Annotated in this window: 26 protein-coding genes; 8 read left to right on the top strand and 18 right to left on the bottom strand. The window is 71.2% G+C overall.

Annotated features, from left to right (window positions below; genetic code table 11):
* Positions 1–15 precede the first annotated feature (15 nt).
* On the bottom strand, positions 16–1479 hold the full coding sequence (locus tag ABZ441_RS02890; protein ID WP_358967398.1) for an acyl-CoA synthetase: 1464 nt from the start codon (positions 1477–1479) through the stop codon (positions 16–18).
* Positions 1480–1612: 133 nt separating this feature from the next.
* Positions 1613–2752, bottom strand: coding sequence for an MFS transporter (locus ABZ441_RS02885; protein ID WP_358967541.1), 1140 nt, complete (start codon positions 2750–2752; stop codon positions 1613–1615).
* 251 nt (positions 2753–3003) lie between these two features.
* On the opposite strand from ABZ441_RS02885, the gene ABZ441_RS02880 reads away from it, so the two are divergent.
* On the top strand, positions 3004–3435 hold the full coding sequence (locus tag ABZ441_RS02880) for an Lrp/AsnC family transcriptional regulator (RefSeq protein ID WP_014156425.1): 432 nt from the start codon (positions 3004–3006) through the stop codon (positions 3433–3435).
* Here ABZ441_RS02880 and ABZ441_RS02875 read toward each other — a convergent pair.
* The 3 genes from ABZ441_RS02875 to ABZ441_RS02865 form a co-directional block, all read right to left on the bottom strand.
* Positions 3413–4912: a GAF domain-containing protein gene (locus ABZ441_RS02875; RefSeq protein WP_358967395.1), complete on the bottom strand. Its 1500-nt coding sequence runs from the start codon at positions 4910–4912 to the stop codon at positions 3413–3415. The two genes, ABZ441_RS02880 and ABZ441_RS02875, sit on opposite strands and share 23 nt — an antisense overlap.
* A gap of 12 nt (positions 4913–4924) precedes the next feature.
* Positions 4925–5962 carry a rod shape-determining protein gene (locus tag ABZ441_RS02870; protein WP_358967393.1) on the bottom strand — a complete coding sequence of 346 codons (1038 nt, stop codon included), beginning with the start codon at positions 5960–5962 and terminating at the stop codon, positions 4925–4927.
* 150 nt (positions 5963–6112) lie between these two features.
* On the bottom strand, positions 6113–6685 hold the full coding sequence (locus ABZ441_RS02865) for a hypothetical protein (protein ID WP_358967391.1): 573 nt from the start codon (positions 6683–6685) through the stop codon (positions 6113–6115).
* A 123-nt stretch (positions 6686–6808) separates the two neighbouring features.
* Between ABZ441_RS02865 and ABZ441_RS02860 the strand changes: the two genes are divergently transcribed.
* Positions 6809–7501 carry a hypothetical protein gene (locus ABZ441_RS02860; protein WP_358967389.1) on the top strand — a complete coding sequence of 231 codons (693 nt, stop codon included), beginning with the start codon at positions 6809–6811 and terminating at the stop codon, positions 7499–7501.
* A gap of 40 nt (positions 7502–7541) precedes the next feature.
* Here the strand turns inward: ABZ441_RS02860 and ABZ441_RS02855 are convergent, their stop codons facing one another.
* Entirely contained in the window at positions 7542–7976 is a 435-nt protein-coding gene (locus tag ABZ441_RS02855) for a MarR family transcriptional regulator (protein ID WP_358967387.1), read from the bottom strand.
* 115 nt (positions 7977–8091) lie between these two features.
* Between ABZ441_RS02855 and ABZ441_RS02850 the strand changes: the two genes are divergently transcribed.
* On the top strand, positions 8092–9111 hold the full coding sequence (locus ABZ441_RS02850) for an NADP-dependent oxidoreductase (RefSeq protein WP_358967385.1): 1020 nt from the start codon (positions 8092–8094) through the stop codon (positions 9109–9111).
* A 54-nt stretch (positions 9112–9165) separates the two neighbouring features.
* On the opposite strand, the gene ABZ441_RS02845 is transcribed toward ABZ441_RS02850, so the two are convergent.
* Complete coding sequence (locus tag ABZ441_RS02845; RefSeq protein WP_358967382.1) at positions 9166–9636, bottom strand: MSMEG_6728 family protein; 471 nt, start codon at positions 9634–9636, stop codon at positions 9166–9168.
* A gap of 126 nt (positions 9637–9762) precedes the next feature.
* Between ABZ441_RS02845 and ABZ441_RS02840 the strand changes: the two genes are divergently transcribed.
* The 3 genes from ABZ441_RS02840 (at position 9763) to ABZ441_RS02830 (ending at position 12504) form a co-directional block, all read left to right on the top strand.
* Positions 9763–10191 carry an organic hydroperoxide resistance protein gene (locus tag ABZ441_RS02840; protein ID WP_358967380.1) on the top strand — a complete coding sequence of 143 codons (429 nt, stop codon included), beginning with the start codon at positions 9763–9765 and terminating at the stop codon, positions 10189–10191.
* A 183-nt stretch (positions 10192–10374) separates the two neighbouring features.
* Entirely contained in the window at positions 10375–11892 is a 1518-nt protein-coding gene (locus ABZ441_RS02835; RefSeq protein WP_358967378.1) for an alpha-N-arabinofuranosidase, read from the top strand.
* Between the two features lie 120 nt (positions 11893–12012).
* Positions 12013–12504: a hypothetical protein gene (locus ABZ441_RS02830; protein ID WP_358967376.1), complete on the top strand. Its 492-nt coding sequence runs from the start codon at positions 12013–12015 to the stop codon at positions 12502–12504.
* Between the two features lie 89 nt (positions 12505–12593).
* Here ABZ441_RS02830 and ABZ441_RS02825 read toward each other — a convergent pair whose 3' ends face one another.
* The 7 genes from ABZ441_RS02825 to ABZ441_RS02795 all read right to left on the bottom strand — a co-directional run bounded on the left by ABZ441_RS02825 (position 12594) and on the right by ABZ441_RS02795 (position 21118).
* Entirely contained in the window at positions 12594–13760 is a 1167-nt protein-coding gene (locus ABZ441_RS02825; RefSeq protein ID WP_358967373.1) for an aldose epimerase family protein, read from the bottom strand.
* A 28-nt stretch (positions 13761–13788) separates the two neighbouring features.
* On the bottom strand, positions 13789–15033 hold the full coding sequence (gene mmsB / locus ABZ441_RS02820; RefSeq protein WP_358967370.1) for a multiple monosaccharide ABC transporter permease: 1245 nt from the start codon (positions 15031–15033) through the stop codon (positions 13789–13791).
* On the bottom strand, positions 15030–16580 hold the full coding sequence (mmsA, locus tag ABZ441_RS02815) for a multiple monosaccharide ABC transporter ATP-binding protein (protein WP_358967368.1): 1551 nt from the start codon (positions 16578–16580) through the stop codon (positions 15030–15032). Before mmsA ends, mmsB begins: the two co-directional genes overlap by 4 nt.
* Positions 16581–16612: 32 nt before the next feature.
* On the bottom strand, positions 16613–17722 hold the full coding sequence (chvE, locus tag ABZ441_RS02810; RefSeq protein ID WP_358967366.1) for a multiple monosaccharide ABC transporter substrate-binding protein: 1110 nt from the start codon (positions 17720–17722) through the stop codon (positions 16613–16615).
* Positions 17723–17852: 130 nt separating this feature from the next.
* Positions 17853–18836 carry a hypothetical protein gene (locus ABZ441_RS02805; RefSeq protein WP_358967364.1) on the bottom strand — a complete coding sequence of 328 codons (984 nt, stop codon included), beginning with the start codon at positions 18834–18836 and terminating at the stop codon, positions 17853–17855.
* A 111-nt stretch (positions 18837–18947) separates the two neighbouring features.
* Positions 18948–19967: an alcohol dehydrogenase catalytic domain-containing protein gene (locus ABZ441_RS02800; RefSeq protein ID WP_358967361.1), complete on the bottom strand. Its 1020-nt coding sequence runs from the start codon at positions 19965–19967 to the stop codon at positions 18948–18950.
* Positions 19964–21118 carry a mandelate racemase/muconate lactonizing enzyme family protein gene (locus tag ABZ441_RS02795; protein ID WP_147963275.1) on the bottom strand — a complete coding sequence of 385 codons (1155 nt, stop codon included), beginning with the start codon at positions 21116–21118 and terminating at the stop codon, positions 19964–19966. Before ABZ441_RS02795 ends, ABZ441_RS02800 begins: the two co-directional genes overlap by 4 nt.
* Before the next feature lie 112 nt (positions 21119–21230).
* Here ABZ441_RS02795 and ABZ441_RS02790 point away from each other — a divergent pair, with 112 nt between their 5' ends.
* Positions 21231–22022, top strand: a complete 792-nt coding sequence (locus tag ABZ441_RS02790; protein ID WP_358967358.1) for an EI24 domain-containing protein — start codon at positions 21231–21233, stop codon at positions 22020–22022.
* 28 nt (positions 22023–22050) lie between these two features.
* On the opposite strand, the gene ABZ441_RS02785 is transcribed toward ABZ441_RS02790, so the two are convergent.
* The gene (locus tag ABZ441_RS02785; protein WP_358967355.1) at positions 22051–23043 is read right to left on the bottom strand and encodes an aldose epimerase family protein; all 993 of its coding nucleotides are present in this window, start codon (positions 23041–23043) and stop codon (positions 22051–22053) included.
* Between the two features lie 11 nt (positions 23044–23054).
* Positions 23055–23969, bottom strand: coding sequence for an SGNH/GDSL hydrolase family protein (locus tag ABZ441_RS02780; RefSeq protein WP_358967353.1), 915 nt, complete (start codon positions 23967–23969; stop codon positions 23055–23057).
* Positions 23970–24331: 362 nt separating this feature from the next.
* On the opposite strand from ABZ441_RS02780, the gene ABZ441_RS02775 reads away from it, so the two are divergent.
* Positions 24332–24826, top strand: a complete 495-nt coding sequence (locus tag ABZ441_RS02775) for a DUF3145 domain-containing protein (RefSeq protein ID WP_358967351.1) — start codon at positions 24332–24334, stop codon at positions 24824–24826.
* A gap of 88 nt (positions 24827–24914) precedes the next feature.
* On the opposite strand, the gene ABZ441_RS02770 is transcribed toward ABZ441_RS02775, so the two are convergent.
* Both ABZ441_RS02770 and ABZ441_RS02765 read right to left on the bottom strand, forming a co-directional pair.
* Positions 24915–25769, bottom strand: coding sequence for a histidine kinase (locus ABZ441_RS02770; RefSeq protein WP_358967347.1), 855 nt, complete (start codon positions 25767–25769; stop codon positions 24915–24917).
* Positions 25770–25790: 21 nt separating this feature from the next.
* Positions 25791–26402: a hypothetical protein gene (locus ABZ441_RS02765; RefSeq protein WP_358967344.1), complete on the bottom strand. Its 612-nt coding sequence runs from the start codon at positions 26400–26402 to the stop codon at positions 25791–25793.
* Between the last annotated feature and the right edge of the window lie 4 nt (positions 26403–26406).

Below are 26406 nucleotides of genomic sequence, written 5' to 3'. Positions count from 1 at the left end.
CGGTCGCACCGGATGTCAGACAACGAGCGACCTCTTCATGATCTTGCCCAGTTCGTTGCGGGGCAGCGCGTCCAGGTAGCGCACGACACGCGGGCGCTTGTGCGGTGCCAGCAGGTCCGCCACGTGGTCCGCCAACTCCCTCTCGGCGGGCGGAGACGCGGGGTCCTCCGGCACCACCCAGGCGACGATCCGCTCGCCGAGGTCCGCGTCGGGCTCGCCGGTGACGGCCGCCTCGCGCACACCGGGATGGTCCAGCAGGGCGTTCTCGATCTCGCCCGCGCCGATCTTGTAGCCACCGCTCTTGATGAGGTCGGTGGCCTTGCGCCCGACGATCCTCACGTAGCCGTCGGGGTCGATCGTGGCCATGTCGCCCGTACGGAAGAAGCCGTCCGCGGTGAAGGCGGCCGCCGTGGCGTCCGGCCGGTTCAGATAGCCGGTGAAGAGGTTCGGGCCGCGGACCTGGATCTCGCCGATCGACGCGGTGTCCTGGAGGACGGTGCCGTCCTCCTCGACGAGCCTGAGCTCCACGCCCGACAGCGGCGGGCCGACCGTCCCGGCGCGCGGTGCGCCGTCGGCCCGTACGCCCGTGTTCATCAGGGTCTCCGTCATCCCGTACCGCTCGATGACCCGGCGGCCCGTGGCCGCCGCGATCCGTTCGTGGTCGTGGACCGGCATCGCCGCCGAACCGGAGACCAGCAGCCGGGCGCCCGAAAGCGCCTTCGCGAGGTCCCCGGCGCCGTCCGGGCCGGTCAGCGCGCCGGCCAGCCGGTGGTACATCGTGGGCACCCCGAACAGCATCGTCCCCCCGGAGAGCAGCTCCCTGGCCACTCCCTCGGCCGAGAAACGCCCGAGGTGCCGCACCGAGCCGCCCCGGCGCAGCGGGCCGAGAACTCCCAGGATCAGCCCGTGCACATGGAACAGGGGCAGGGCGTGGACGAGGACGTCCTCGCCGGTCCACGCCCAGGCGTCCTCCAGCGCGTCCAGCGACGCGGCGATCGCCCGGCGGGGCAGGACGGCACCCTTGGGCGGGCCCGTCGTGCCCGAGGTGTAGACGACCAGGGCGGGGGAGTCCGCGGAGGGCTCGGGCGGATCGGCCTCCGTGGAGGGGGCGGCCGCGGTGGTGCTGACGTCCAGCCGCTCCAGGCCGCCCAGCGCGGACGGCAGCTCGTCGGCCGCGCCGGCCAGCACCACCGAGGGCGTGCTGTCGGCGACGATGTGCGCGAGTTCCCGCTCGCCGGTCTTCGGATTCAGCGGTACGGCGGGCACCCCCGCCCGGAGCGCCGCCACGACGGCGACCACTGTCTCCGGGGTGGACGTGGCCCAGACGGCGACGCGTCCCGCTCCCGTGATCCGGGCGGCGAGTGCGGCGGACGCATCGGCCAACTGTGCGTAGTCAAGGACGTGTTCGCCGAACCGGACAGCTTCGGGGGAGCCGGTCCGGCCGGACGCTCCGCGCAGCGCGGGCAGAAGAGAGGTCACACCCCGCAGCCTAGAAGACCGACGCGGCCGCGGGGGTGGCCGGGCAAGGACGGGCCGGGACCGCCGTACGTGAGCGAGCGGTGCGTACGGCCCGTCCCGACCGCCGCCGGCCCCGTGGGACGACGACAGCCGGTCAGCCGTCGCGCCGCAGGGTCCGCATCCGGCCGTAGGCGTAGACGGCGCCCGCCAGGGCCAGGTCGGAGAGCAGCATGAAGCCGATCGAGTACGAGTCCTTCGCGCTGAAGATCGCGCCCATGACCAGCGGCGGCACGAATCCGCCGAGACCGCCCATCGCACCGACGATGCCGGTCACACTGCCCACCTTGGCCTGCGGCGTCACCTGCGAGACCAGGGCGAAGACGCTTCCGCTCGCGGTGCCGAGCCCGGCCGCCATGCAGAGCAGGGCGATCGTGCCCAGCGGGTACAGGGGCGGGTCGAAGGCCTGGACGATGGCCGTCAGCGCTGCCGGCAACAGTGCCCCGGCCGTGACCAGCGCGGGGTGGACGCGGTCCGACAGCCAGCCGCCGACCGGCCGGAAGACGACCGTGACCAGCGCGAACCCCGCCGCCTTGGTGCCCGCCTCGGTCGGCGACATCTCGTACCAGGTCTTCAGGTACGTCGGCAGATACACCCCGAACGCGACGATGCCGCCGAAGCCGATCGCGTACAGCGCGGAGAGCTCCCAGGTCACCCGCAGCCGGCCGGCCTTCCCCAGACGGTGGGCCAGCGAGTCGGCCGGCACCTTTCGGCCGGGGTGGTCGGTGATCAGCACCGCGGCGAGGAGGGAGTACACCAGGAGCGCACCGGCGACGATCCAGAACGGCAGGTTCTCGTCGTGCCCGGCGATCCGCGGCGTGAAGTAGCCGGACAGTGCGACGCCGCCCATGCCCATCCCGAACACCCCCAGCGCGAGACCGCGCTTCTCGGGCGGGAACCACGAGTTGACCAGGGGGATACCGATCGCGAACGTCGTGCCGCCGAGTCCGAGCAGGAAGCCGACCGCCAGCATCGCCCCGTAGGAGTCCTTCGCCGGGATGAGCAGCAGTACGGGGACGATCGTCAGGGCGGAGACGGTGGGGAACATCAGCCTGGCGCCGTACTTGTCGGTCAGCGCGCCCGCCGCGATCCGCCCGAGCGAACCCACGAGCACGGGGACCGCCACCAGAAGCGACTGCTGGAACGAGCTCAGCCCGAGCCGCTCCTTGAAGTCCCCCGACAGCGGGGAGATCAGGTTCCACGCCCAGAAGGTGAGCGTGAAGCCGATGGTGGCCATGATCAGGTTCCGGTAGGCGGCGGACCCGCTCCGGTTCGGGCCGGCGTCCTGCTCGGCGGTTGTGTCCACACCGCAAGTCAAGGGGGGAGGGGCGGGGCGGGCACGGTGGGCTGAGCCATACGGGCCGGACGGGTGAAGTCCGCCGCCGGGCAGACGCCCCATGGGCGAGGGGCTCCTCCAGGCCCCCTCCGCGGCCCCGGCGCGGACCGCTCGACCGCCGTTTCCGGCCAGGGGCTGCCACAATCGCCGTTATGGACCGGCTGGACAGAGAGATCCTCGGCATCCTCCAGGAGGACGCCCGGATCTCGTACCGCGATCTGGGCGTGCGCGTGGGGCTCAGCGCCAACGCCGCGGGCGACCGTGTGCGCCGTATGCGCCGTGACGGGGTGATCCGCGGCTTCACGGTCATCGTCGACCCCGCCGCCGACACCCGTTCGGGCCTCGTCGTCTTCATCGACGTGTCACTGCGTCTCGACACGACGAACGAGGAGTTCGAACGCTCGGTGCTCACGCTGCCCGGCATCACCGAGGTGGTGCACGTGACGGGCGGCCACGACTACCTCGTGCGCGCCACGGCGGCCGACCCCGGCTCCCTGGACACGCTGCTGCGACGGCTCAAGAAGGACGCGGGCGTCGCGCACTCCAACACCCGGATCGCGCTCAGAGCGGCGCCTGCCAGATGACCGTCGGCGACCGGGCGCCGTCCTCGGCGCGCCCGTCGTCCGCGACCGCGAGCCGTACCGCCGCACGCCCGTCGGGCAGCCGCACCGTCGCGTCCACCTCCACCTCGACGGCCGACACGCCGGTCCGCCGGTGCGCGGAGGCCAGGGCGCCGCGCAGCACGTCGAGCAGCTCGCCGTCCACCGGCTCCGTCACCAGGGCGTCCACCGCGCCGGTGAACTGCACCGACGGCTGGAAGCCCAGCACCGCCGCTGCCCCGCCCGTCTCGCGCAGGACCCGGCCGCGGAAGGTCGTGGGGGCCTCGGCGGGCGGCTGCTGGAGGGCGAAGATCGCGGTCCTGACCTCCTGGATGGTGGAGTCCAGCTCGTCGACCGCCTTCGCCAGCAGCTCGGCCGTCTCCTCGTCGCCGGCCAGGTCCTTGCGGCGGGTCGACTCCAGCATCATCTCCGTCGCGAACAGCCGCTGTACGACGAGGTCGTGCAGGTCGCGGGCGATGCGGTCACGGTCCTCGTAGACCGCCAGCTGCTCCCGGTAGTGCTGCGCGTCGGCCATCACCAGGGCCAGCGCGGCCTGGGAGGCGAACTGGGAGGCGAGCAGCCGGTCCGTCGCCGTGTACGGGTCGCCCCCGCGTTTCCGGGGAAGGGCGAGCGTGCCGATGAGCCTGCCCCCGCTCTGCAGCGGCAGCATCATGCTGGGGCCGAACCGGGTCCGTACCGGGGTCGTCATCCGGTCGTCCGTCGCGGAGTCCTCGATGAGTACCTCCTCGCCGCCCAGCAGCTGGACTAGGACGGGCGAGCCCGGCTCGATGGACGTGCCGACGAGGCCGGCCGGGTCGTCGAGGGTGGACGCGGCGACGATCTCCATCCCGCCGTCCGGCGTCGGCTGGAGGATCACCCCGGCCGAGGCGCGGGCCAGCATCCGGGCCCGTTCGGCGACGATCGTCAGGGCGTCCTCCGGGCCCGCCCCGCTCAGCAGTGCCCGGGTGACGGCGGCGGCGCCCTCGATCCAGTGCTCCCGTTGCCGCGCCGCGTCGTACAGGTGGGCGCCGCCGATCGCCGCGGCCGCCTGGGAGGCGAGCAGCCGCAGCAGCGCCGGTTCGGTGTCGGTGAAGCGCCCCGGCTCCTCGGAGGTGACACAGAGGCTGCCGAGCACCTCGGTGTGCACCCGGACGGGCGCCCCGAGGAAGGAGCGCATCGGGAGCCGCTGTGTGCCGTGAGGGCGCGGGCCGGCCGTCAGATCAGCCACACGCACGGCCTGTGTGTCGTCCACGAGGGCACCGAGGACTCCCGTACGGCCGTCCAGGAGCCTGCCCGCGACGCGGCGTTCCTCGTCGCTCATGCCGCAGGTGAACAGACCGGTGACATGGCGGTCCTCCCCGTGGAGGAGTGCGAGGGCGCCGTAGCGCGCCCCGGCCAGCGCCGTCGCGGTGTCCACGATGTGCTGGAGGGTGGTCCGCAGGTCCAGGTGCGTCCCGGCCACAGGGGACGGCTCTCAGCCGGCGAGCGGGGCGAGGGCCAGCGGCTGGACCGTGCCGTCCAGCATCGCGCCGAGCCCCAGCACCGAGCACACGTCGGGCCGCTCGGCGATGGCCACCGGCACGCCCGTGGCGTCGCGCAGCATCTGGTCGAGCCCCGGCAGCAGGGCGCTGCCGCCGACCATCATGATCCCGGACTCCGCGATGTCGGCCACCAGGTCGGGCGGGCAGTCGCGCAGCACCTTCCCCAGCCCGTCGAGCACCGCGGTGAGCGGGGCCTGGATGGCCTGCCGCACGGCGGCGGTGTCGACCTGCACCGAACGGGCCAGGCCGGTGGCCACGTCACGGCCGTGGATCTCCGTCACCGCCGGGCCGTTGAGCGTGAGGCCGTTGCCCCGGAGCGCGAGCTGCAGGGGACGCACGGACTGGCTGGGCAGCATCAGTTCGTGGTGCTGGCGCAGATGCTGGATGATCGCCTCGTCGATGGCCTCCCCACCGATCGGGATGCGTACGGCGGTCACGATCGAGCCGAGCGAGAGCACGGCGATCTGGGTGGTGGCGGCCCCGCACACCATGATCATGGTGGCGGTCGGCTGCTCGACCGGGAGCCCGCAGCCGATGGCCGCGGCGATCATGGTGTCGACCAGCTCCACGCGTCGCGCACCGAGGCCCACGAGGGTCTCGACGGTCGCCCGCTGGGCCAGCGGATCCGCCTCGTGCGGGGTGCAGGCGGCGGCCCGGAGCCGTGGCTTGCGGCGCAACTGGCGGCGGAGCTTCTCGCCGAGCAGGTGCCGCAGCATGCGCTGGGCCATGTCGATGTCGACGACGGTTCCGCCGGAGACCGGGCGCGCCACGCGGATGTAGGCGGGCGTGCGGCCGGTCATCTGCTCGGCGAGCGCGCCGACGGCGATGAGGCAGCCGGTGCGCGTGTTCACGGCGGCGACGCTCGGCTCGTCCACGACGAGCCCCACCCCCTTGACGTACACCCGGGTCCTCGCGGCCCCGAGGTCTACGGCGATGTGGCAGCGGCGCAACTGATCGAGGCTGACGGTCACGGCAGGTCTCCCGAGAGCGCTGGCGGTGGGTACCGGCGGCGGCCGGCCCTCCTGGCATCGTCCCGCCGGGGCGGGGGCGGCGCGCGCTGGGTGCGCCGTAGGGGGGACCGGGGAGCTGACGGTGCGACAGGCGGAGGGCGGCGGCGGATCTCAGGGGCCGCCGGGCAGCAGCCGCTGGAACAGCCCCCAGGTGAACTCGGCGACACAGGGCCGGCCGCCGGCAGGATCGGTGAAGGCCAGTGCCCAGCGGGTCGGGGCGCTGCCCTCCATGGGGCGCGCCGGGGCGAACGCCCTGGCCACCTCGTCCACGGTGCAGGACCACGGGCGCAGACCGGCGGCATCGCCCAGCTCGGGGCCGGCCGAACCCGGGGCGCGGACCAGCCATTCGTTCCACACGGCTCCACCCGGACCCGCCGTCACCTCGAACCGCAGATCCGGCCAGAGCGGCAGCGGCCACAGCAGCGCGTCGCACTCCAGATCGCCGATCCTGCGGCGTACGGACGACTCGGGCTCGCCCAGGACCGAGCGGTAGCGGCGCAGGGCGCCCCGGCCGCGCGGGGCGCGCAGCATCGCCTGCCAGCGACGGTTCGCCTCCCGCATGTCGGCGAGGGAGGCGCTCAGTTCGTGCCGGGCCTCCTCGACGAGGTCCGGCTGGTGGTCGGCCATCCGGCGCAGCAGGACGAGCTGGAACTGGAGCGGCCCGAACGGGGCGGGAGCGTTCATGGAATCCATCCTGCCGCGCGCCACGCGCGGGGGACGGCGTACGCCGGAGTCCTCGATTCCACACAGGATTTTCACCTGCGCGGCTTCCTGTGTCCTTCTCCGCCCGTCTAGTCTGCGGGCGCCATGGATTACTGCCACCCGTGCCAACGGCACCTCAACGGGGCGCTGGCCTGCGCCGGTTGCGGCACCCCCGCCGACGCGCTGGTCCCCTATGCCGTCGCGGACCTCTCCCGCCGTGACACGGAGCCCGCCGCCGGGGCCCCGGACGCCTCCGGGGCCGCCGGTCACCGCCGGCGTGCGCGGGGCGTGGCGGGACGCCGGCGCCGGGGCCACCGCAGGCGCGGCCGTGCGCTGCTGCTGACGGTGGCCGGCGTGGTGCTGGCGCTGGGGGCTCTCAGCCTGGCCGAGCTGGCGATGGAGCCCGGGGGCGACAGCGGCGCCTCGGAGTACGTGAGCGAGGCCAAGAGCTCCGCCACCGGGCCCGCGCCGTCCGCTCCGTCGAGCACGGAGCCCGGCGACCCCGGTCCGGTGGAGGTCCCCACCGTCGTGCCGGTCACCGATTCCCACTCCGCGACGGCCACGGAAGGGCCCGCCGACGACGAGTCGACCGTCGCGGCCCCGTCGGCCCCCGCCCCCGCGGAGCCCTCGGTCTCCGCGTCGGCGCCGGCCTCCCCGGATCCTGACGTGACCGGGCCCCCCGCCGAGCCGTCGGACCCGGTCACGCCACCGGCGGACCCCACGCAGCCGGAGCCCCCGGACGACCCCACGCCCACCCCGTCGCCCACCGATACCTGCAATTGGTGGATCTTCTGCTGAGGCGGCGCCGAGGCTCCGGGCGGACACCTTCCAGGCGCCTCTAGGCGGCGTCCTCGCCGAGCATCCGGCGCAGCAGGTCGCGCAGCACCGTGCGCTCCCCCTCCGACAGCTCGGCGAGCGGCTCCCGGGCGAAGTCCAGCGCGTCCCGCAACTGCTCCGCCGTCCGGATGCCCTCGTCGGTCGGTGCGGCGAGCTTCACCCGTCGGTCGGCCGGGTCCGGGCGGCGTTCGACCAGGCCACGGAGCTCGAGCCGGTCGACTATGCCCGTGATGTTGGACGGTTCGCACTTCAGCTTCCGGGCGACCTTGCGCATGGGCATCGGCTCCAGGGACAGGAGCCCGAGCACCCTGGCCTGCGCGCCGGTCAGCGCGTGTGTGGCCGCGGCCCGGTCGTACTCCTCGTGGTAGCGCGCCACGACTCCGCCGATGAGCTGGATGACGTCGAGGGTGAGCGGGTCCGTGCGCGAGGAGGTCATGACACCCAGCGTACCGAATTACTTGACAAGGTGAAATATCTGGACGCATGGTTGTTTCACGTCCTGAAGCTTTTCGGCTTCCCGCCCCGCACGACAACGAGGAGAACCCGAGCCCATGTCTGCACTTCCCACCTCCAGCCGTGAATGGCACCTCGTCGCCCGCCCGCAGGGCTGGCCCGAGCCCACGGATTTCGCGCTGCGCGAGGCGCCGGTGGCCGCTCCCGGTGAGGGCCGCGTCCTCGTCCGCAACCTCCACTTCTCGGTCGACCCCTACATGCGCGGCCGGATGAACGACGTGAAGTCGTACACCCCGCCCTTCAAGCTCGACCACCCCATGGAGGGTGGCGCGGTCGGCGAGATCATCGCGTCGAACGCCGAGGGCTTCGCCGTGGGCGACCACGTCCTGCACGGCCTCGGCTGGCGCGAGTACGCGGACGTCCCGGCCAAGCACGCGGTCAAGGTCGACGCCTCGCTGGCCCCGCTGTCCGCCTACCTCGGCGTGCTCGGCATGACCGGGCTCACCGCCTACGCCGGCCTGTTCGACGTCGCCTCCTTCAAGGAGGGCGACGCGGTCTTCGTCTCCGGCGCGGCCGGTGCGGTCGGCAGCCAGGTCGGCCAGATGGCGAAGCTCAAGGGCGCCTCCCGGGTCATCGGCTCGGCCGGCTCCGACGAGAAGGTCAAGCTCCTCACCGAGGAGTACGGCTTCGACGCGGCCTTCAACTACAAGAACGGCCCCGTCCGCGAGCAGCTCGCCGAGGCAGCCCCCGACGGCATCGACGTCTACTTCGACAACGTCGGCGGTGACCACCTGGAAGCCGCGATCTCCTCGATGAACCTCCACGGCCGCGCCACCATCTGCGGGATGATCGCCCAGTACAACGCCACGGAGCCCACCCCCGGCCCGCGCAACCTGGCGCTCGTCATCGGCAAGCGCCTGCGCCTGCAGGGCATGCTCGTCGGCGACCACGCCGATCTGCAGCCGCAGTTCGTCCAGGAGGTGGCCGGCTGGCTGGCCTCCGGCGAGCTGAAGTACAACGAGACGAAGGTCCAGGGCATCGAGAACGCCTACGACGCGTTCGTCGGTCTGCTGCGTGGCGAGAACACCGGCAAGATGATCGTCTCGCTGGACGCCTGACCGGCCCCGGCCGCCCCGTGGAGCCGCCCGGGAAGCCGTCGGTGGAGCCGTCCGTCACCGCCTTTCGCGGTCCGACGGAGGCCACACGTACGGCAGATCGGGCGGCACTTCGGGAAACAGCGGCCGGTAGTACTCCGGGTCCTTGCGCACCAGCGCGGAGCGATGGCTCTCGTGCAGCGCCTCGTCACCCAGCCACGGGGGCAGTTCACCCGCCGCAGCGAGCTCCGTGGCCGACCGGACGGTGGTGCGCCGGAGCGATGCGGCGAGGTCCTCGCGCAGGGTCGCCGCACAGGTGTCGGCCCTGCCCCCGGCGGTCCACGCGGCGCACACGTCCAGTCCGTAGCGCACCAGTGCCTCCTCGTAGCCGGCCCACATGCGCACCGCGGGGTGGTGGCGCCAGCCGTAGCCGGGGACGGTGAGTCCCCGCAGTACCTGGATCGCCTCGACCCGCTGCTTGCCCAGCCGCCGCGGGTCCAGCGCGAGGGCGCTCCGGCTGAAGTCGGCGTACGGCAGGAATGTCTGCATCACCCATCCCTATCCCATGTGGGTCCGGCGGCGGTCCCGCCCCCGCACCGTCACCCGTTAGGCTCGGCCCAGGCCGCCGCGGTCGTGGGCGCGAGTCGCGGCGTATCAGCAGGAGGAATCACCGGTATGACGATCCAGCACATAGACGTGGCCTACACCGCCGTCGCCACCGCGGAGAACGGCCGTGACGGCCGCGTCTCCACCGACGACGGCAAGCTCGACGTCGTCGTCAACCCGCCGAAGGAGATGGGCGGCAGCGGCGCGGGGACCAACCCCGAGCAGCTCTTCGCGGCCGGCTACGCCGCCTGCTTCCAGGGCGCGCTCGGCGTGGTCGCCCGGCAGGAGAAGGCCGACATCTCCGGCTCGACGGTGACCGCTTCGGTCTCCATCGGCAAGACCGAGGCGGGCGGCTTCGGCCTGGAGGTCGCGATCAGCGCCTCGATCCCGAACGTCGACACGGCCACCGCCCAGGCGCTCATCGAGAAGGCCCACCAGGTGTGCCCCTACTCGAACGCCACCCGGGGCAACATCAAGGTCGAGCTCTCGGCCGGCTGATCCCCGGCTCCTCGCGCGTGTCCGAGGGCCGCACCCCGCCACACAGGGGTGCGGCCCTCGGTCGTGTGCGCCCAGCCGTACCGCACGAGCGCGTGCAGGGGCATTGACGGCCGGGGATGCCGAACCCTACGGTCCGTTCGATGTTACGAGCAGCATTCGAAATATCGAACGAGTAAGGAAGCCATGACCCGCACCGCGCGCTTCACCCTCGATCCCGCCTTCACCGTCGGCGACGTGGACCCCCGGCTTTACGGCTCCTTCGTCGAGCACCTCGGCCGCTGTGTCTACGACGGCATCTTCGAGCCCGGCCATCCGTCGGCGGACGAGGCCGGACTGCGCACCGACGTCCTGGACCTCGTCCGCGAGCTCGGTGTCACCGCCATCCGCTATCCCGGTGGCAACTTCGTCTCCGGCTACCGCTGGGAGGACGGCGTCGGCCCCGCCGACGAGCGCCCCCGCCGCCTCGACCTCGCCTGGCGCTCCACCGAGACGAATCGTTTCGGCCTCTCCGAGTACATCGGCTTCCTCAGGAAGATCGGCCCGCAGGCCGAACCGGTGCTCGCGGTCAACCTCGGCACCCGCGGCGTCCAGGAGGCCATCCAGCTCCAGGAGTACGCCAACCACCCCTCCGGCACCGAACTCTCCGACCGCCGCGTCGCGCACGGTGACAAGGACCCGTTCGGCATCAGGCTCTGGTGCCTGGGCAACGAGATGGACGGCCCCTGGCAGACCGGTCACAAGACCGCCGAGGAGTACGGGCGGCTCGCGGCCGAGACGGCGCGCGCGATGCGGCAGATCGACCCGTCCGTACAGCTCGTCGCCTGCGGGTCGTCCAGCCGCGCGATGCCGACCTTCGCCGCCTGGGAGGCGACGGTCCTCGCCGAGACCTACGACCTCGTCGACTACGTCTCGCTGCACGCCTACTACGAGGAGACCGACGGCGACCGGGACTCCTTCCTCGCCTCGGCCGTGGACATGGAGTCCTTCATCGAGAGCGTCGTCGCCACCTGCGACCACGTCGGGGCCCGCCTCAAGTCGTCGAAGAAGATCAACCTCTCCTTCGACGAGTGGAACGTCTGGTACCTGAGCCGCTTCCAGAAGGACGCGGAGGAGAACCCGCTCGACTGGCCCGAGGCGCCGCGGCTGCTGGAGGACAACTACAGCGTCACCGACGCCGTCGTCTTCGGCAGCCTGCTCATCGCCCTGCTGCGCCACGCGGACCGGGTGACCGTCGCCTGTCTCGCCCAGCTGGTCAACGTGATCGCGCCGATCATGACCGAGCCGGGCGGGCCCGCCTGGCGGCAGACCACCTTCTTCCCCTTCGCCCAGGCCGCGCGGTACGGGCAGGGCCAGGTACTGGACGTACGGGTCGACTCGCCGACGTACGGGACGGCGAAGTACGGCGAGACCGACCTGCTGCACGCCACCGCCGTACGGGACCCCGAGACCGGCGCCGTCACGGTCTTCGCCGTCAACCGCGGCCAGGACGCCGTGCTGCCGCTCGAAGTCGCCCTGACGGGACTGGACCTGGACCGGGTCGTCGAGCACCAGGTGGTGGCCGACGCCGACCCGGAGGCGCGCAACACCCTCGCCGAGCCCGAGCGGGTCGTGCCGCACGCCGCCGAGGGCACGGAGTTGTCCGGCGGAACACTGAAGGCCGTGCTGGAGCCGCTGTCCTGGAATATGATCCGGCTGGTCTGAGTACCGGTTCGCGACATGGGCCGCCGGGGCTGTTCTCAGGCCGTACAGCGATTCCAGGCCGCCCCGGAGGCCGGACGTGGCGCCCCGCTTCCGGGGCGGCCCGCATCGGAGGGTGACCTGATGGGCGATGGCGGCCTGCTGGAAGGCGGTATGCGGTACGCCGACGAGCTGACCGCCGACGTCGTGTGGGAGGTCGGCGACTTCCTGGTTCCCCGACTGGAGCGGGCGGCACGTGCTCACCCTTCGGACAGCGAGGAGGGCATCACCGCCGCGGCGCTCGCCGAGGCGGTGGCCACCCTGGTCCTCACCCTGGAGGCGGCCGTCACCGGCCGGACACCCGGCCGCGGCCGGGTGCGCGAAGGGACTCCGTCGCCCCGGCCGCCTTCCGAGGAGGAACGCCGGGTACGGGCGGAGGTACGGCTGGATCGCCTTCGGGAGGACTGGAACCGCCTCTGTGCCCTTGCGGGACACTGGCGGTCCGCGCCCGGCTACCAGGAATCCCGCTGGTGCAGGCTCGAGTTCCGTGACGCCGACGATGAGCACCGGTACGAGCGGCAGCGGGCCCGGGCGCAGGTGGAGGGCCACGTCGCCCGACCGCCGCGGCAGGGCTGACGCCCGGTCCCCGACGCCGTGCAAACGACGGCGTACGGCGCCCTCCCCGGCCTGGGGGAGGGCGCCGTACGCGTGCCGGGGAGGCGCCGTCAGCGCGCCGAGAAGGCGTGCACCGTCGTCGAGTGGTAGGTGTCACCGGGGCGCAGTACCGTCGACGGGAACGACGGCTGGTTCGGGGAGTCCGGGAAGTGCTGGGACTCCAGGCAGAACGCGTCGCCCTGGCGGTAGACCCGGCCTGAGGTGCCGGTCAGCGTGCCGTCGAGGAAGTTCCCCGTGTAGACCTGCATGCCGGGTTCCGTCGTGTACATCTTCATCACCCGGCCGGAGCCGGGATCGGTCACGGTCAGCGCGTATTCGGGGCGGGCCGTGATCCCCTTGTCCAGCACGTAGTTGTGGTCGATCCCCTGCCCGTACCCGATCTGTTCGTGCGGGGTGCGGACGGCCTCCCCGATGGCACGGGAGCGCCGGAAGTCGAACGGCGTACGTGCCACCGGGGCGAGTTCGCCCGTCGGGATGAGCGTCGCGCCCACCGGGGTGTAGCGCGCCGCCGCAAGCTCGAGCAGGTGCCCGTCGACGCTGCCGCTGCCCTCTCCCGCCAGGTTGAAATAGGTGTGGCTGGTCAGGTTGAGGACCGTGGCGCGGTCGGTGGTCGCCGTGTAGTCGATGCGCCACTCACCCCGGGGGGTGAGGGTGTAGACCACACGGACGGCGAGCGCGCCCGGGTAGCCGGCCTCGCCGTCCGGGCTGGTCCGGGTGAGGACCAGCCCGACGTCGCCGCGCTCGGTGAACGGCTTCACGTCCCAGACCCGCTTGTCGAAGCCCCGGTCGCCGCCGTGCAGGCTGTTGGGGCCGTCGTTCAGGGGCAGTTGGTGCGTGGTGCCGTCGAGGGTGAAGCGCCCTTTGGCGACGCGGTTGCCGTACCGCCCGATCAGCCCGCCGAAGTACGGGGACTTCGCGACGTAGTCCGGGAGGCTGTCGAAACCGAGCGAGAGGTTCGCCGTCCGGCCCCTGCGGTCGGGGGTCTCCAGGGACTGGACGACCCCGCCCCAGGAGAGGACCTTCAGCCGGGTCCCGCCGTTGGCGAGGGTCCAGCGGTGCACTTTCGTCCCGTCGGCGAGGGTGCCGAAGAGCTCCCTGGAGGGGGTGCGTCCGGGGGCCGAGGCGTGCGCGGCGGGGGCGCCCGCCGTCACGGCCAGCCCCGCGGCGGCCGTGGCCGCCAGGACCGTACGTCTGCTGGTTCCGGTGGTGAAGGTCATGAAACAACTCCTGTCGGATGAAGGGGCGTTACGAGCCGACCTTGCGCTTGTTCCAGACGTCGAAGCCGACCGCGGCCAGCAGGACGAGGCCCTTGATGACCTGCTGGTAGTCGGTTCCGATACCCACGAGGTTCATACCGTTGTTCAGCACGCCCAGGACGAGACCACCGATGATCGCGCCGAGGACCGTTCCCACGCCGCCGCTCATCGACGCGCCGCCGATGAACGAGGCCGCGATGGCCTCCAGCTCGAAGTTGAGGCCCGCCTTGGGCGAGGCCGCGTTGAAGCGGGCGGCGAAGACCAGACCCGCCAGGGCCGCGAGCATGCCCATGTTCAGGAAGACCAGGAAGGTGACCTTCTTGTCCTTCACACCCGACAGCTTGGCCGCGGGCAGGTTGCCGCCGATGGCGTAGATGTGGCGGCCGATGATCGCGTTGCGCATCAGGTAGCCGAACCCGACGACCAGCACACCGAGGATGAGCAGCACGACCGGGGCGCCCTTGTAGCTGGCGAGCAGCAGGGTGACCACGAGGACGGCCGAGACCAGGGCGACCAGCTTCAGCACGAACAACTTGAACGGCGGCACGTCGAGGGCGAACTCCTGCTGCCGCTTGCGGTCACGGACCTCCTGGATCACCACGAAGGCGATCAGTGCGAAGCCCAGCAGCAGGGTGAGGTTGTGGTAGTTCGTGGTGGGGCCGACCTCGGGCAGGAAGCCGTTGGCTATCTTCTGCAGGTCCTTCGGGAAGGGGCCGAGGGTCTGGCCCTTCAGGAAGATCTCCGTCAGACCGCGGAAAAGCAGCATGCCCGCGAGGGTCACGATGAACGACGGTATGCCGAGGTAGGCGATGAAGAAGCCCTGCACGGAGCCCGCGACGGCGCCGATGGCCAGGCACAGCACCACCGCGAGCGGCCAGGGGAGATCGTGTTCGACCATCAGCACGGCGGCCATGGCGCCGATGAACGCCGTCAGCGAGCCGACCGAGAGGTCGATGTGGCCCGCGATGATGACGAGCATCATGCCGATCGCGAGGATCAGGATGTAGCTGTTCTGCAGCACCAGGTTGGAGACGTTGCGCGGAAGCAGCAGGTCGCCGTCCGACCACACCGCGAACAGCACCACGATCAGGCCGAGGGCCATCAGCATGCCGTACTGGCGCATGTTGCGGCGCATGCCGTCCAGCACCAGCTGCAGCAGCCCGCCGCCGGACGCCGGTCCACTCTTGCCGGGCGGCGCGGGGGCCGGGGTCCTGTCGGTCACGTCCGTGCTCATCGGGTTACCTCTTTGTCCTTCGTCATCTGACGCATCAGCGCTTCCTGCGATGCCTCGGCCCGCGAGAACTCACCTGTCAGCCGTCCCGCGGCCATGGTGTAGATGCGGTCGCACATGCCGAGCAGCTCCGGCAGTTCGGAGGATATGAAGACGACCGCCTTGCCCTGGGCGGCCAGCTGGTCGATGACCGTGTAGATCTCGTACTTGGCACCCACGTCGATGCCGCGCGTGGGCTCGTCCAGGATCAGCACCTCGGGACCGGCGAAGATCCACTTGCTGAGGACGACCTTCTGCTGGTTGCCGCCGGACAGCTTGCCCACCGGCTCGAAGACGGTCGGGGCCTTGATGTTCATGGACTTCCGGAAGCCCTCGGCGACCTGCCGCTCCCCGTGCTCGTCGACCACACCCCGCTTGGCGACCTTGCCCAGCGCGGTCAGCGAGATGTTCCGGTTGATGGTGTCGATGAGGTTGAGGCCGTAGTGCTTGCGGTCCTCGGTGGCGTACGCGATGCCGTGCGCGACCGCCTCGGGGACGGACTTCGTACGTATCTCGGCGCCGTCCTTCAGGACGGTGCCGTTCGCGTAACGGCCGTAGGAGCGGCCGAAGACGCTCATCGCCAGCTCGGTGCGGCCGGCGCCCATGAGCCCGGCGAGACCGACGATCTCGCCGCGCCGCACCTCGATCGAGACGTCGTCGACCACCTTGCGCTGCTGGTCGATGGGGTGGTGCACGGTCCAGTTGCGGATCTCCAGGGCGGGCGCGGTGCCCTCCTCCGGATGGTGCGGGGTCCGGTCCGGGAAGCGGTTCTCCAGGTCCCGGCCGACCATTCCGCTGATGATCCGGTCCTCGGTCGTCCCCTCCGCCTTCACGTCGAGCGTCTCGATGGAGCGCCCGTCGCGGATGATCGTGACCGAGTCGGCGACCCGGCGGATCTCGTTCAGCTTGTGGGAAATGATGATCGAGGTCATGCCCTGTTCCTTCAACGAGAGGATCAGGTCGAGGAGTTTGCCGCTGTCCTCGTCGTTGAGCGCCGCCGTCGGCTCGTCGAGGATGAGCAGCTTCACCTTCTTCGACAGGGCCTTGGCGATCTCCACCAGCTGCTGCTTGCCCACGCCGATGTCGGCGACGCGGGTCTCCGGGTGCTCGTCGAGGCCGACCCGGCGCAGCAGTTCACCGGCGTGCCTGAGAGTGTCGTTCCAGTTGATGAGCCCGCGCCTGGCGTGCTCGTTGCCGAGGAAGATGTTCTCCGCGATGGAGAGGTACGGCACCAGCGCGAGCTCCTGGTGGATGATCACGATGCCGTGCTGCTCGCTCGCCCGGATGTCCTTGAACCGGCAGGTCTCGCCCTCGAAGAGGACGTCCCCTTCGTAGCTGCCGTGCGGATGGACGCCGGAAAGCACCTTCATCAGGGTCGACTTGCCGGCGCCGTTCTCACCGCAGATGGCGTGGACCTCGCCCTGCCGGACGGTCAGTGTGACGTCCGAAAGCGCTTTGACACCGGGAAAGGTCTTGACGATCGAGCGCATTTCCAGGACGGGTCCCGCCATGGTCTTGCCTTCCAATCCTTGAGGTGGCCCGGTTACTTGAGGTCGTTCGCGGTGTAGTAGCCGTCGTCGACGAGGGCCTTCTTGTAGTTGGCCTTGTCGACGCTGACCGGCTGCAGCAGATAGGCGGGGACGACCTTGACACCGTTGTCGTAGGACTTGGTGTCGTTGAGCTCCGGCTTCTTGTCGTTCAGGGCGGCGTCCACCATGTTCGAGGCGACCTTGGCGAGCTTGCGCAGGTCCTTGTAGACGGTCTGCGTCTGGTCACCCGCGATGATCGACTTCACCGACGCGAGCTCGGCGTCCTGGCCGGTGACGACCGGCATCGGCTTGGCCTTCGAGCCGTAGCCGTCCGACTTCAGGGCGGAGAGGATGCCGATGGAGATGCCGTCGTAGGGGGAGAGCACGGCGTCGACCTTGGCGCTGCGGTAGCTGGACGTCAGCAGGTCGTCCATGCGCTTCTGTGCCGTGCCGCCGTCCCAGCGCAGCGTGGTGACCTGGTTGAGGGCGGTCTGCTTGGACCGGACGACCAGCTCGCCCTTGTCGATGTGGGGCTTGAGGACGTTCATCGCGCCCTGGAAGAAGTACTTGGTGTTGTTGTCGTCGTTGGAGCCCGCGAACAGCTCGATGCTGAAGGGCCCCTTCTTGCCGTCCTCCAGACCCAGCTTGTCCACGATGTACGAGCCCTGCAGCTCGCCGACCTTCTCGTTGTCGAACGAGGCGTAGTAGTCGACGTTCTCCGTGCCCAGGATCAGCCGGTCGTAGGAGATCACCGGGATGTCGGCGTCCTTGGCCTGCTGCAGCACGTTGTTGAGGGACTTGTTGTCGATCGCGGCGACGATCAGGGCGTCCACGCCCTGCGTGATCATGTTCTCGATCTGCGAGACCTGCTGGTCCGGGTCGTCCTCGCCGTAGACGAGCTTGGTCTCGTAGCCCTTGCCCTTCAGTTCTTTCACGACGTTGGCGCCGTCGGAGATCCAGCGTTCCGAGGACTTGGTCGGCATCGCGACGCCGATGGTGGCGCCGTCGGCGCCCCCCTTCTTCTCCTCGCCGCCGCCTTCGCTGTTCTGGCCGCAGGCGGTCAGAGTGAGGGCGAGGGAGGCTGCGGAGGCCACGGCGGCAAGTGAGGCTCTGCGGTTGCGCATTGTCATCATCCTTGATGTGAGTCAGGGCTCGGTCCGGTGGTGCCGGAAAGCCGAGGGCGGATCGACCGAGAACAGGTGTGTGGGATTGTGCGCGGCTCTGTCTTCTTTTGGGGAGAAGGTTTCCGGAACGTTATGACGAGATCTCGAAGCGGTTGAGCGGGCCCGGCAGCCGGCTGCCGAGCGGAGCCATGCCGCCGTCCGCCCCGTGCCGCGCGAGCAGGTCCAGCGCGAGCCGGCCGCGCCGCACCCGCTCCTTGGCGGTGGACAGCGCCAGCTCCCGCAGGTGCCGGCCGTACGGGTAGATCCCCGGCGACTTGGCGAGGCCGAACTTCAGGTACAGAGGCGCGCCGCGCCGGATCAGTTCGGCGACCTCGTACATCCGCACATAGCCGCCGAGGTCGTCCGGGGCCTCGATGTAGAGGTCCATCGGAGCCCTCGACACCCGGCGGATCTCGGTGAACTGGGCGAGTGTGAGGTCGGACGGGATGTTGATCGAGTCGGCACCGAGCTGCTCGAACACGGCGTACGAGGCCGGGTTCACCGGCCCGATGAGTGCCGACACCTTGAAGGTCGTGTCCGCGGGCAGGGCGCCCTGCCCACGCAGCCGGTGGAGGGTCCACAGCACGCCCTCGTCGGCCACCAGCAGGCACTTCACACCCAGCCCGGTGGCGCGCAGGGCGTCCTCGACGCAGCCGGCCAGGGCGTCGTGGCCACGGGAGCGCAGTCCGGCGCCGCCGGAGTCCGTACGCACCGACGCGCCGGTGTCCCAGGTGCCGCGCGGACCCGTGAACAGGCAGAGCTCGATGTCCCGTTCGGCGCAGCCCTTCACCATCTCGGTGATCTCCGCGTCCGTCAGCATCCAGACACCGCTGCCCTGGCTGACCCGGTGGACCGGGACGTCGAGCCGCGCGGACTCCTCGAGTACGACACCGAGGGCCTCCGGACCTTCCACGGACGGCACCTCGGTGCGCCAGCTCCCGCCGTCGGGGAAGGAGTGCGGCGAGGCGTCCGCCGGCGACAGGGGTGCCGGGCCGAGGCCGAGCGCGGTGAGCGCGGCGTCGCCGGGGCGGCGGGCGCCGGCGGCACCGGGGGAGGAGGCAGGGGTGTCGTTCACGACTGGTCCTTCACGTTCGGTATTTCGGACGAAGTTCGGATCTTTGGGAGTGCGCCGGTCCGGAGGCGGTCAGGACGCCGCCGTGCCGGCGTTCGGATCAGGGAGTGGCCCTCACGGCCGCAGCAGCACCTTCCCGGTCTCCGGATCCCCGGATCCCACCAGCGCCACGGCTTCGGCGAACCGCTCCAGCGGGAACTCGTGGGTGATCAGCGGCGCCGGGTCGAGCAGCCCGGCCGTGAACGCCCGTACCGCGTAGGACCAGGCCGCCGAGGGTGCGCCGAAGACGCTGCGCACGGTGAGCTGGCTCAGCGACAGATGGACCGGGTCGATGCCCGCGGCCCCCGGGGTGAACATCCCGGTCAGCACCACCCGCCCGCCGCGACGCGCCAGCAGGCACGCGTCGGCCGCGGTGGACGGCGCGCCGGCCGTCTCCACGACCAGGTCGTAGCGGCCCCGCACCTCTTCGGCCTCCCCGGGCGTCCGGGCCTCGCTCGCCCCGAAGTCCAGTGCCCGGGCGGCCCGTTGCCCCCTCGGGTCGATCACGGTGAGCTCCGCGGGCGAGACCGCCGCCAGCAACTGCACCGCGAGCAGCCCGAGTGTCCCCGCCCCCAGCACGGCGATGCGCTCGCCGGGCTCGGGTGCCCCGGCCCGCACCGCCGCCGCGACCACCGCGGCCGGCTCCAGCAGGGCCGCGGCCCGCAGGTCGGCGTCGTCGGCCAGCGGGTGCAGCAGCCGTGCCGGGACCACCAGGTGGTCGGCGAACGCGCCGGGCCGGGTGAACCCCGTCTCGTCGTAGCCCGCCGTGCACAGGGAGGTCTCCCCGTACCGGCACCGCTCGCAGCGTCCGCAGGCCCGGAAGCCCTCGGCGACCGTACGCCGCCCGAGCAACGCGGGGTCGACGCCCTCGCCCACCGCGTCCACGGTCCCCGCCCACTCGTGACCCGGCACCACGGGGTAGCGCACGTAGGCGGGGTCGCGGTGGCCGTCGTACACCTCGCGGTCGCTCATGCAGATCCCGGCCGCGGCGACCCGCACCCTGACCTCGCCGGGGCCCGGCTCCGGGAGCGGTCCCTCGGCCAGTGTGTGGCTGCCGGGCCGCTCGATGGTCAACGCACGCGAGAGGGTGCTCACTTGGGCTGCCTCTTCTCCCAGCCGTCCGCCCACAGGTCGAACCGTGCCTGCTGCTGCGGGAACTCCGCCGCCGCGTCCACGTCCAGCTCGACGCCGAGCCCGGGGGCGTCGGAGAGCTCGAAGCAGCCGGTCTCGGGGTCGACGTAGGGGGCGCCCTTGACGACCTTCTTGATGTCGGCGTCCGCGAAGTCGTTGAAGTGTTCCAGGATCTTGAAGTTGGGGGTGCAGCCGGCGACCTGGAGGCTGGCGGCCGTCAGCACCGAGCCGCCCACGTTGTGCGGCGCGATCAGCGTGTAGTGGGTCTCCGCGGTCGCCGCGAGCTTCCGGGTCTCCAGGATGCCGCCGATGTGGCCGACGTCCGGCTGGATGATGTCGACGGCCTGCGACTCGAAGAGCTCGCGGAACTCGATCCGGTCGTGGATGCGCTCCCCGGTCGCGATCGGCAGATCGACCTTCTCGGCGACCTTGCTCAGCGCCTTGAGGTTCTCCGGCGGCACCGGCTCCTCCAGCCAGGCCGGCTTGAAGGGCGCCATCTCGCGGGCGATCCGCACCGCCGTCGACGGGCTGAACCGCCCGTGCATCTCCAGCATCAGCTCGGTGTCGGGGCCGATGGCGTCCCGCACGGCCTCGATGAGGGACACCGCGTAACGGGTCTCCTCCTGGCCCAGCTCGAAGTGCCCCGTACCGAAGGGGTCGATCTTCAGCGCCCGGTATCCCCGCTCGACGACCCCCTGCGCCGCCTTGTGGTAGGCCTCCGGGGTGCGCTCGGTGGTGTACCAGCCGTTGGCGTACGCCTTGACCCGGTCGGTCACCTTCCCGCCGAGCAGCTGCCAGACAGGGACGCCGAGCGCCTTGCCCTTGATGTCCCAGCAGGCCATCTCGATGACCGCGATGCCGGACATCACGATCTCCCCGGCCCGCCCGTAGTCGCCGTACTTCATGCGCTTGACGAGGTCCTCGACCGCGAACGGGTCGGAGCCGTTGATGTGGTTGGCGGACGCCTCCCGCAGATATCCGAGCAGTGCGTCCGTGCGCCCCAGCATCCGGGTCTCGCCGACCCCGGTGAGGCCCTCGTCGGTGTGAACCTGGACGTAGGTGAGGTTGCGCCACGGCGTGCCGACGACGTGCGTACTGATTCCGGTGATGCGCACGGGTGTTGCCTCTCAACGTGTTCGGTATTTCGTCACTCGTTCGAAATGCTGGCGTGACGTTAATGACGGGCCAGGGGACGTGTCAATGGTTCGCGCAAGTACGCTGACGCCCATGAGCGATCTCGGGGCGGGTTTCGGTTACTTGATCAAGGGCCAGCGCTGGGCCTTCGGGCACGGCCGGTGGTTCGGCTTCGGTCTGCTGCCCGCGCTCGTCACCCTGGTCGTCTACGCCGGCGCGCTGGTCGGACTGGGCTACGGCGCCGACGACTTCGTCGGCTGGGCCACCCCGTTCGCCGACGACTGGTCCTCGCCCTGGCTGGGGCTCCTGCGCAACACCCTGGTCGTCCTGGTCTTCGTCCTCGGGATATTCCTCGCGGTCATCACCTTCACCGCGGTGACCCTGCTGGTGGGCCAGCCCTTCTACGAGTCCCTCTCCGAGGAGGTCGACCGCAGCGAGGGCGGTGAGGTGCCCGAATCGGGCCTGCCGCTCTGGCGCGAGCTGTGGATCTCCGCCCGCGACTCCGTCCGCATCCTTCTGCGCGTGGCCCTGTACGGGGTGCTGCTCTTCGCCCTCGGGTTCATCCCCGTCATCGGCCAGACCGTGATCCCCGTCCTCGGCTTCTGCGTCTCCGGCTACTTCCTCTCCGAGGAGCTCACCGCCGTCGCCCTCCAGCGCCGCGGCATGGTGCTGAAGGACCGCCTCGCACTGCTGCGCGGCCGCCGGATGATGGTCCTGGGCTTCGGGGTCCCGCTCGCACTCGCCTTCGTCGTCCCCTTCGTCGCCGTGTTCCTGATGCCGGGCGCCGTCGCCGGGGCCACGCTGCTGGCCCGCGAGCTCACCGCGCCGCCCACGGCGGAGCCGGAGCCCGCCCCTTCGTCGCCGTACACCCTGCACAAGCGCTGAGAGGCCCCGGTGCCCCAGGAGGACGGGCTCAGCGCACCGAGAAGCCGTACACCGTCGTGGAGGCGAACTCCTCGCCCGGCCGCAGCACCGTGCTCGGGAACTCCGGGCGGTTCGGCGAGTCGGGGAAGTGCTGCGTCTCCAGCGCGATCCCGGCGCACGGCACGAACGGGCCCCCGCCGAGGTGGTCGGCGGTGTACAGCTGCAGCCCCGGTTCCGTCGTGCGGACCGTCAGCAGACGTCCCGACGCGGGTTCGTACAGCTCGGCGACCGGCTCCCCGCCGGTCTCCTCCAGCACGTAGTTGGTGTCGTAGCCCGGGCCCACCGGCTTCGGCTCCCGGAAGTCGAACCTGGTCCCCTCCACCGGCAGGAACTCGCCCGTGGGGATCGACTCCCCGTCCCCCGGAGTGATCCGCCCGGCCGCGAGCCGCAGTTCGTGCCCGAGCGCGCTCCCGCTGTCCGCCCCGGCCGGGTTCCAGTACGTGTGGTTCGTCAGGTTCACCACCGTCGGCGCGTCCGTCGTCGCCCGGTAGGCGATCCGCAGCGCGCCGTCCTCGTCCAGGGTGTACGTCACCGACACCGCCAGCCGCCCCGGGAAGCCCTCCTCGCCGTCCTCGGCGACCAGGGAGAGCCGCACACCGTCCGGCACCTCCTCGGCGTCCCACACCCGCTTGTCGAAGCCACGCCCACCGCCGTGCAGGGTGTTGCGGCCCTCGTTCCGCGTCACCCGGTGCGTACGCCCGTCGAGGACGAAGGACCCGCCCGCGATCCTGTTCGCGTACCGGCCGACCACCGCACCGAAGTAGGGGCCCGTGTGCGTCTCGTACGCCTTGACGTCCGGCAGCCCCAGGGCCACCTCGGCCCGGGTGCCGTCCCTGCCCGGTACCACGACGGACTGCACCACGGCGCCGTACGTCAGCACCCGCACCCGCGTGCCCCCGCGTTCCAGGGTCCAGCGCCGGACCGGCGTGCCGTCGATGAGTGTGGAGAAGTCTTCGCTCTGTACCGCTGCACCCGTCTTCATGATCAAGAACTTTACGCGGGAGGCCCGGACGCCGTCACATTGCGGTAAGCGATTTCTGCCAGCCTGGCCTGGCCGTTTCGGCCCGGATGGAACCAGTCCCACTCGCTGAGCTGCTCACCGGTGAACCGGTATGCGAAGACCGCCCCGCCGTCGTAGCGGCAGCGCTCGTCGCGCGCGCAGACGTCCCGCAGTACCTCGTTGTACGCGACCACCCGCTCCAGCACCGCTTCGCGCCGTGAGACGGCCGCGGGCCCCATGTCGTCGGCGTCACCCAGCATCGACTGGCAGATCCCCAGCTTCCAGATCTGCTTGCCCAGCGGGTTCTCACGCCCGGTCGACCAGAGCCGCTTGAGGTCCGGCACGCTCGACACGTACACCTGCGCCTTCGGGGCACCGGCGCGCAACTGCCGCATCGAGGCCTCGAAGGAGGCCCGGAAGTCGGCCTCCGGCGTCATGAGCCGCACCGAGTCCCGGCAGGCGTCGTTCGCGCCGATCATCACGGTGACCAGCTCCGGCTCGTCCTTCGCGGCCAGCGCCATCTGTTCCGGCAACTGCGCCATCCGGGCGCCCGACACGGCGTGGTTCCAGCTGTGCGAGGCAGCCTTCGAGGCCCCCAGGAGACGCACGGCGAGGCTCCGCACCCCGTCGTCGGTCCCGGTCGCCCAGGACACCTCGGGGCAGTCGGCCAGCACCGAACAGGCGTCGAAGCCACGCGTGATGGAGTCCCCGACGGCCGCGACGGAGGCGGGGCTCGCGTCCCACACCGGCGTCGGTGCGGGGGAGGGGCTCCGGGCCCCCTCGGAGTCCCGTGCGCCCGAACCCCCGTCGGAGGTGCAGCCCGTCAGCACGGCGCCACCGACGACCGCGACCGCCGCCAGAGTGGCCGCGGCACTCCGGGCGCGACGACGTGACGCATGCTCAGGCATCCCTGCTCCCTCTCCGGCCACACGGGTGATTGTGCCTCCGGCACACCCCGACAGCCCCAGGTGGCGGCCCTCGCGCCCTCGCGGGTGAATGCTGGGGAAATCATGGGCCCGGGACCGACGGTACGTCACACACCGGCCCCCGGCGCACGGTAGCTTTTCCCCGTCAGAACCAGTGGCGCCCGTCCGGCCCGCCTGAGAAGCTGCGGCTCCGGTAAGTTGACTCACGTCACATACTGTCCCTTTTCAGGAGATTCACTCCCGATGCTGTTTACTGATGACAACCTCGGGAGCCGGCCAGGAAGAGGCGGTACGGGCGCGAGGCCGCTGGGGAAGGCGAACCTCGTCCCAGACTGGAGGTCCCGGTGACGACACGTGGAGTCCTTTACGTCCACTCCGTACCGCGCGCGCTGTGCCCGCACGTCGAATGGGCGGTGGCGGGCGTACTCGGTGTGCGGGTCCAGCTCGACTGGATCAGGCAGCCGGCCGCGCCCGGCACCTGGCGGTCCGAATTCTCCTGGAAGGGCCGTGCGGGTACCGCTTCGGAGCTGGCCTCGGCCCTCCGTGGCTGGGACCTGCTGCGCTTCGAGGTGACCGCGGAGCCCTGCCCGACGGCGGAGGGCGAGCGCTACAGCTCGACACCCGGTCTCGGCATCTTCCACGCCGTCACCGGTATGCACGGCGACATCCTGGTCCCGGAGGACCGGCTGCGGGCCGCGCTGGCGCGTTCCCTGCGCGGTGAGACGGACCTGGAGGCCGAGGTCGCGGGGCTCCTGGGCAAGCCGTGGGACGACGAGCTGGAGTCCTTCCGCCACGCGGGCGAGGGCGCGCCCGTGCGGTGGTTGCACCAGGTGGTGTGACCGGAGCCTGCCTCGGACCCGGACCCGGACCCGGCCCCGGAGTCCGACCCGGCCCCGGGCCCGGCACGGGGTCGCGCTCACCCCCGCCTCAGGCGGCGTCCGGCCGTCCGGCGGCCTGCCGGAGCTCACTCGCGTCGGGCAGGAGCTCGGTGATCCGCGCCCAGACCGTCCTGGAGTCCACGCGGACGAGCCTGAACGGGGCGGTCGGGGTGACCCGCGCCTCGGGCACGGGTTCGGCGGGCAGCTCGCGCAGCCAGTAGCCGAGGGGGCCGCAGTCCCAGACGGCGAGGCCGCGCGTCGCCGCACCGTCCCGGCCCCCGGAGTGAGCCCGCCACGCCGAGGTGAGGCGCCAGGTCGACCGCAGCTCGGAGATCAGGTCGGTGAGGAGGGTCAGCGCCGGCTCGCCGAGACTCCCGTCCGTCTCCAGGGCTCGGCGGATCGCCTCGCGCTCCTCGTCGGCGGACCGGACGACGCGCTCGCCCTCCAGCACCGCGAGCCCCGCCTCGACGGTGCCGATGGTCGTCCCGACGACGGAGGCCGCCGTCTCGCGGCCGTTGGACGACTGCTGGAGGTTCACCATGTCGGCGAGCTTCCACACCAGCATCTTGGGCTCGACACAGGAGTACTCGGCTTCGGCGGTGCCCGGCCACGACTCGTGCGCGACGACGTGTTCCTCGCCGACGAACATGCCGTGGTGCAGCTTGCCCTGGCGGCCCGCGGCCTCCAGCGAGATGATCACGCCCGGCGTGAGGACCGTCTTCATCAGCGGCAGCAGCAAGGGGGACAGCTTGCCCTCCTCATTGATGAGGCCGCAGTCCAGCAGCTCCCTCCGGGCCGCCACGAACTCGTCGGGCGCCGCGTTGCCCGAAGCCAGCTCGGAGAGCACGATCAGGTGCTCGTCGGCCAGCCGGAAGCGGGACCGGGAAATGTCGAACGAAGGCATACACACCCACTTGGTAGTCGCTCAGGCCTGGGACTCGGCCCAGAAGTTGAAGATCCTCGAGAACCCGGCCCGTACGGCTCCGCGCCGCGTCAGCACGGACCGGTCGACTCCGGTGAAGAGAGCCGCCAGGGAGACGTCGGCGGGCAGCACCCGGCCCGTCGCCTGCACGGTCACCTTCCTGCCGCTGCCGACGCCCGACTGCCGCACCCTGAGGACCGCGCCGGGGTCCTCGGAGTCGGGCTGCCGGGACAGCTCGTACGCCCGGCGGTTGATCGCCGTGAGCCGGTACGAGTCGCCCAGACACGTCATGTGCAGAGAGCGACCCCGGTGCGTGGGCGCCCAACGGTTGCGGTGCATCCGCACCGGCGCGTCGCCCACTCGGAGCGTCGAGCGGTTGAGGGTCGGCATCGACGCCACGTCCGTGTGCGCGCCGCGCGTCTCGAACGTGGAGGTGGGGATCAGGCCGCCGCGTACCTCCGTGACGACGACGTTCGGCATGTCACGGCCCGCCGGACACACGACTCGGATGTCGCCGAACTCCGCGGACGTACCCTGCCAGCCGAACTTCTTGAGCCCGACCGGTTGTCTCTCCTTCCAGTACGCGAGCGTGAACGGGCTGATGGTCGTGTGCATGTCT

Source organism: Streptomyces sp. NPDC005752 (assembly GCF_040630715.1).
GTDB lineage: Bacteria > Actinomycetota > Actinomycetes > Streptomycetales > Streptomycetaceae > Streptomyces.
The sequence above is the reverse complement of the archived record's forward strand: the minus strand, read 5'-3'. Positions and strand labels throughout refer to the sequence as shown.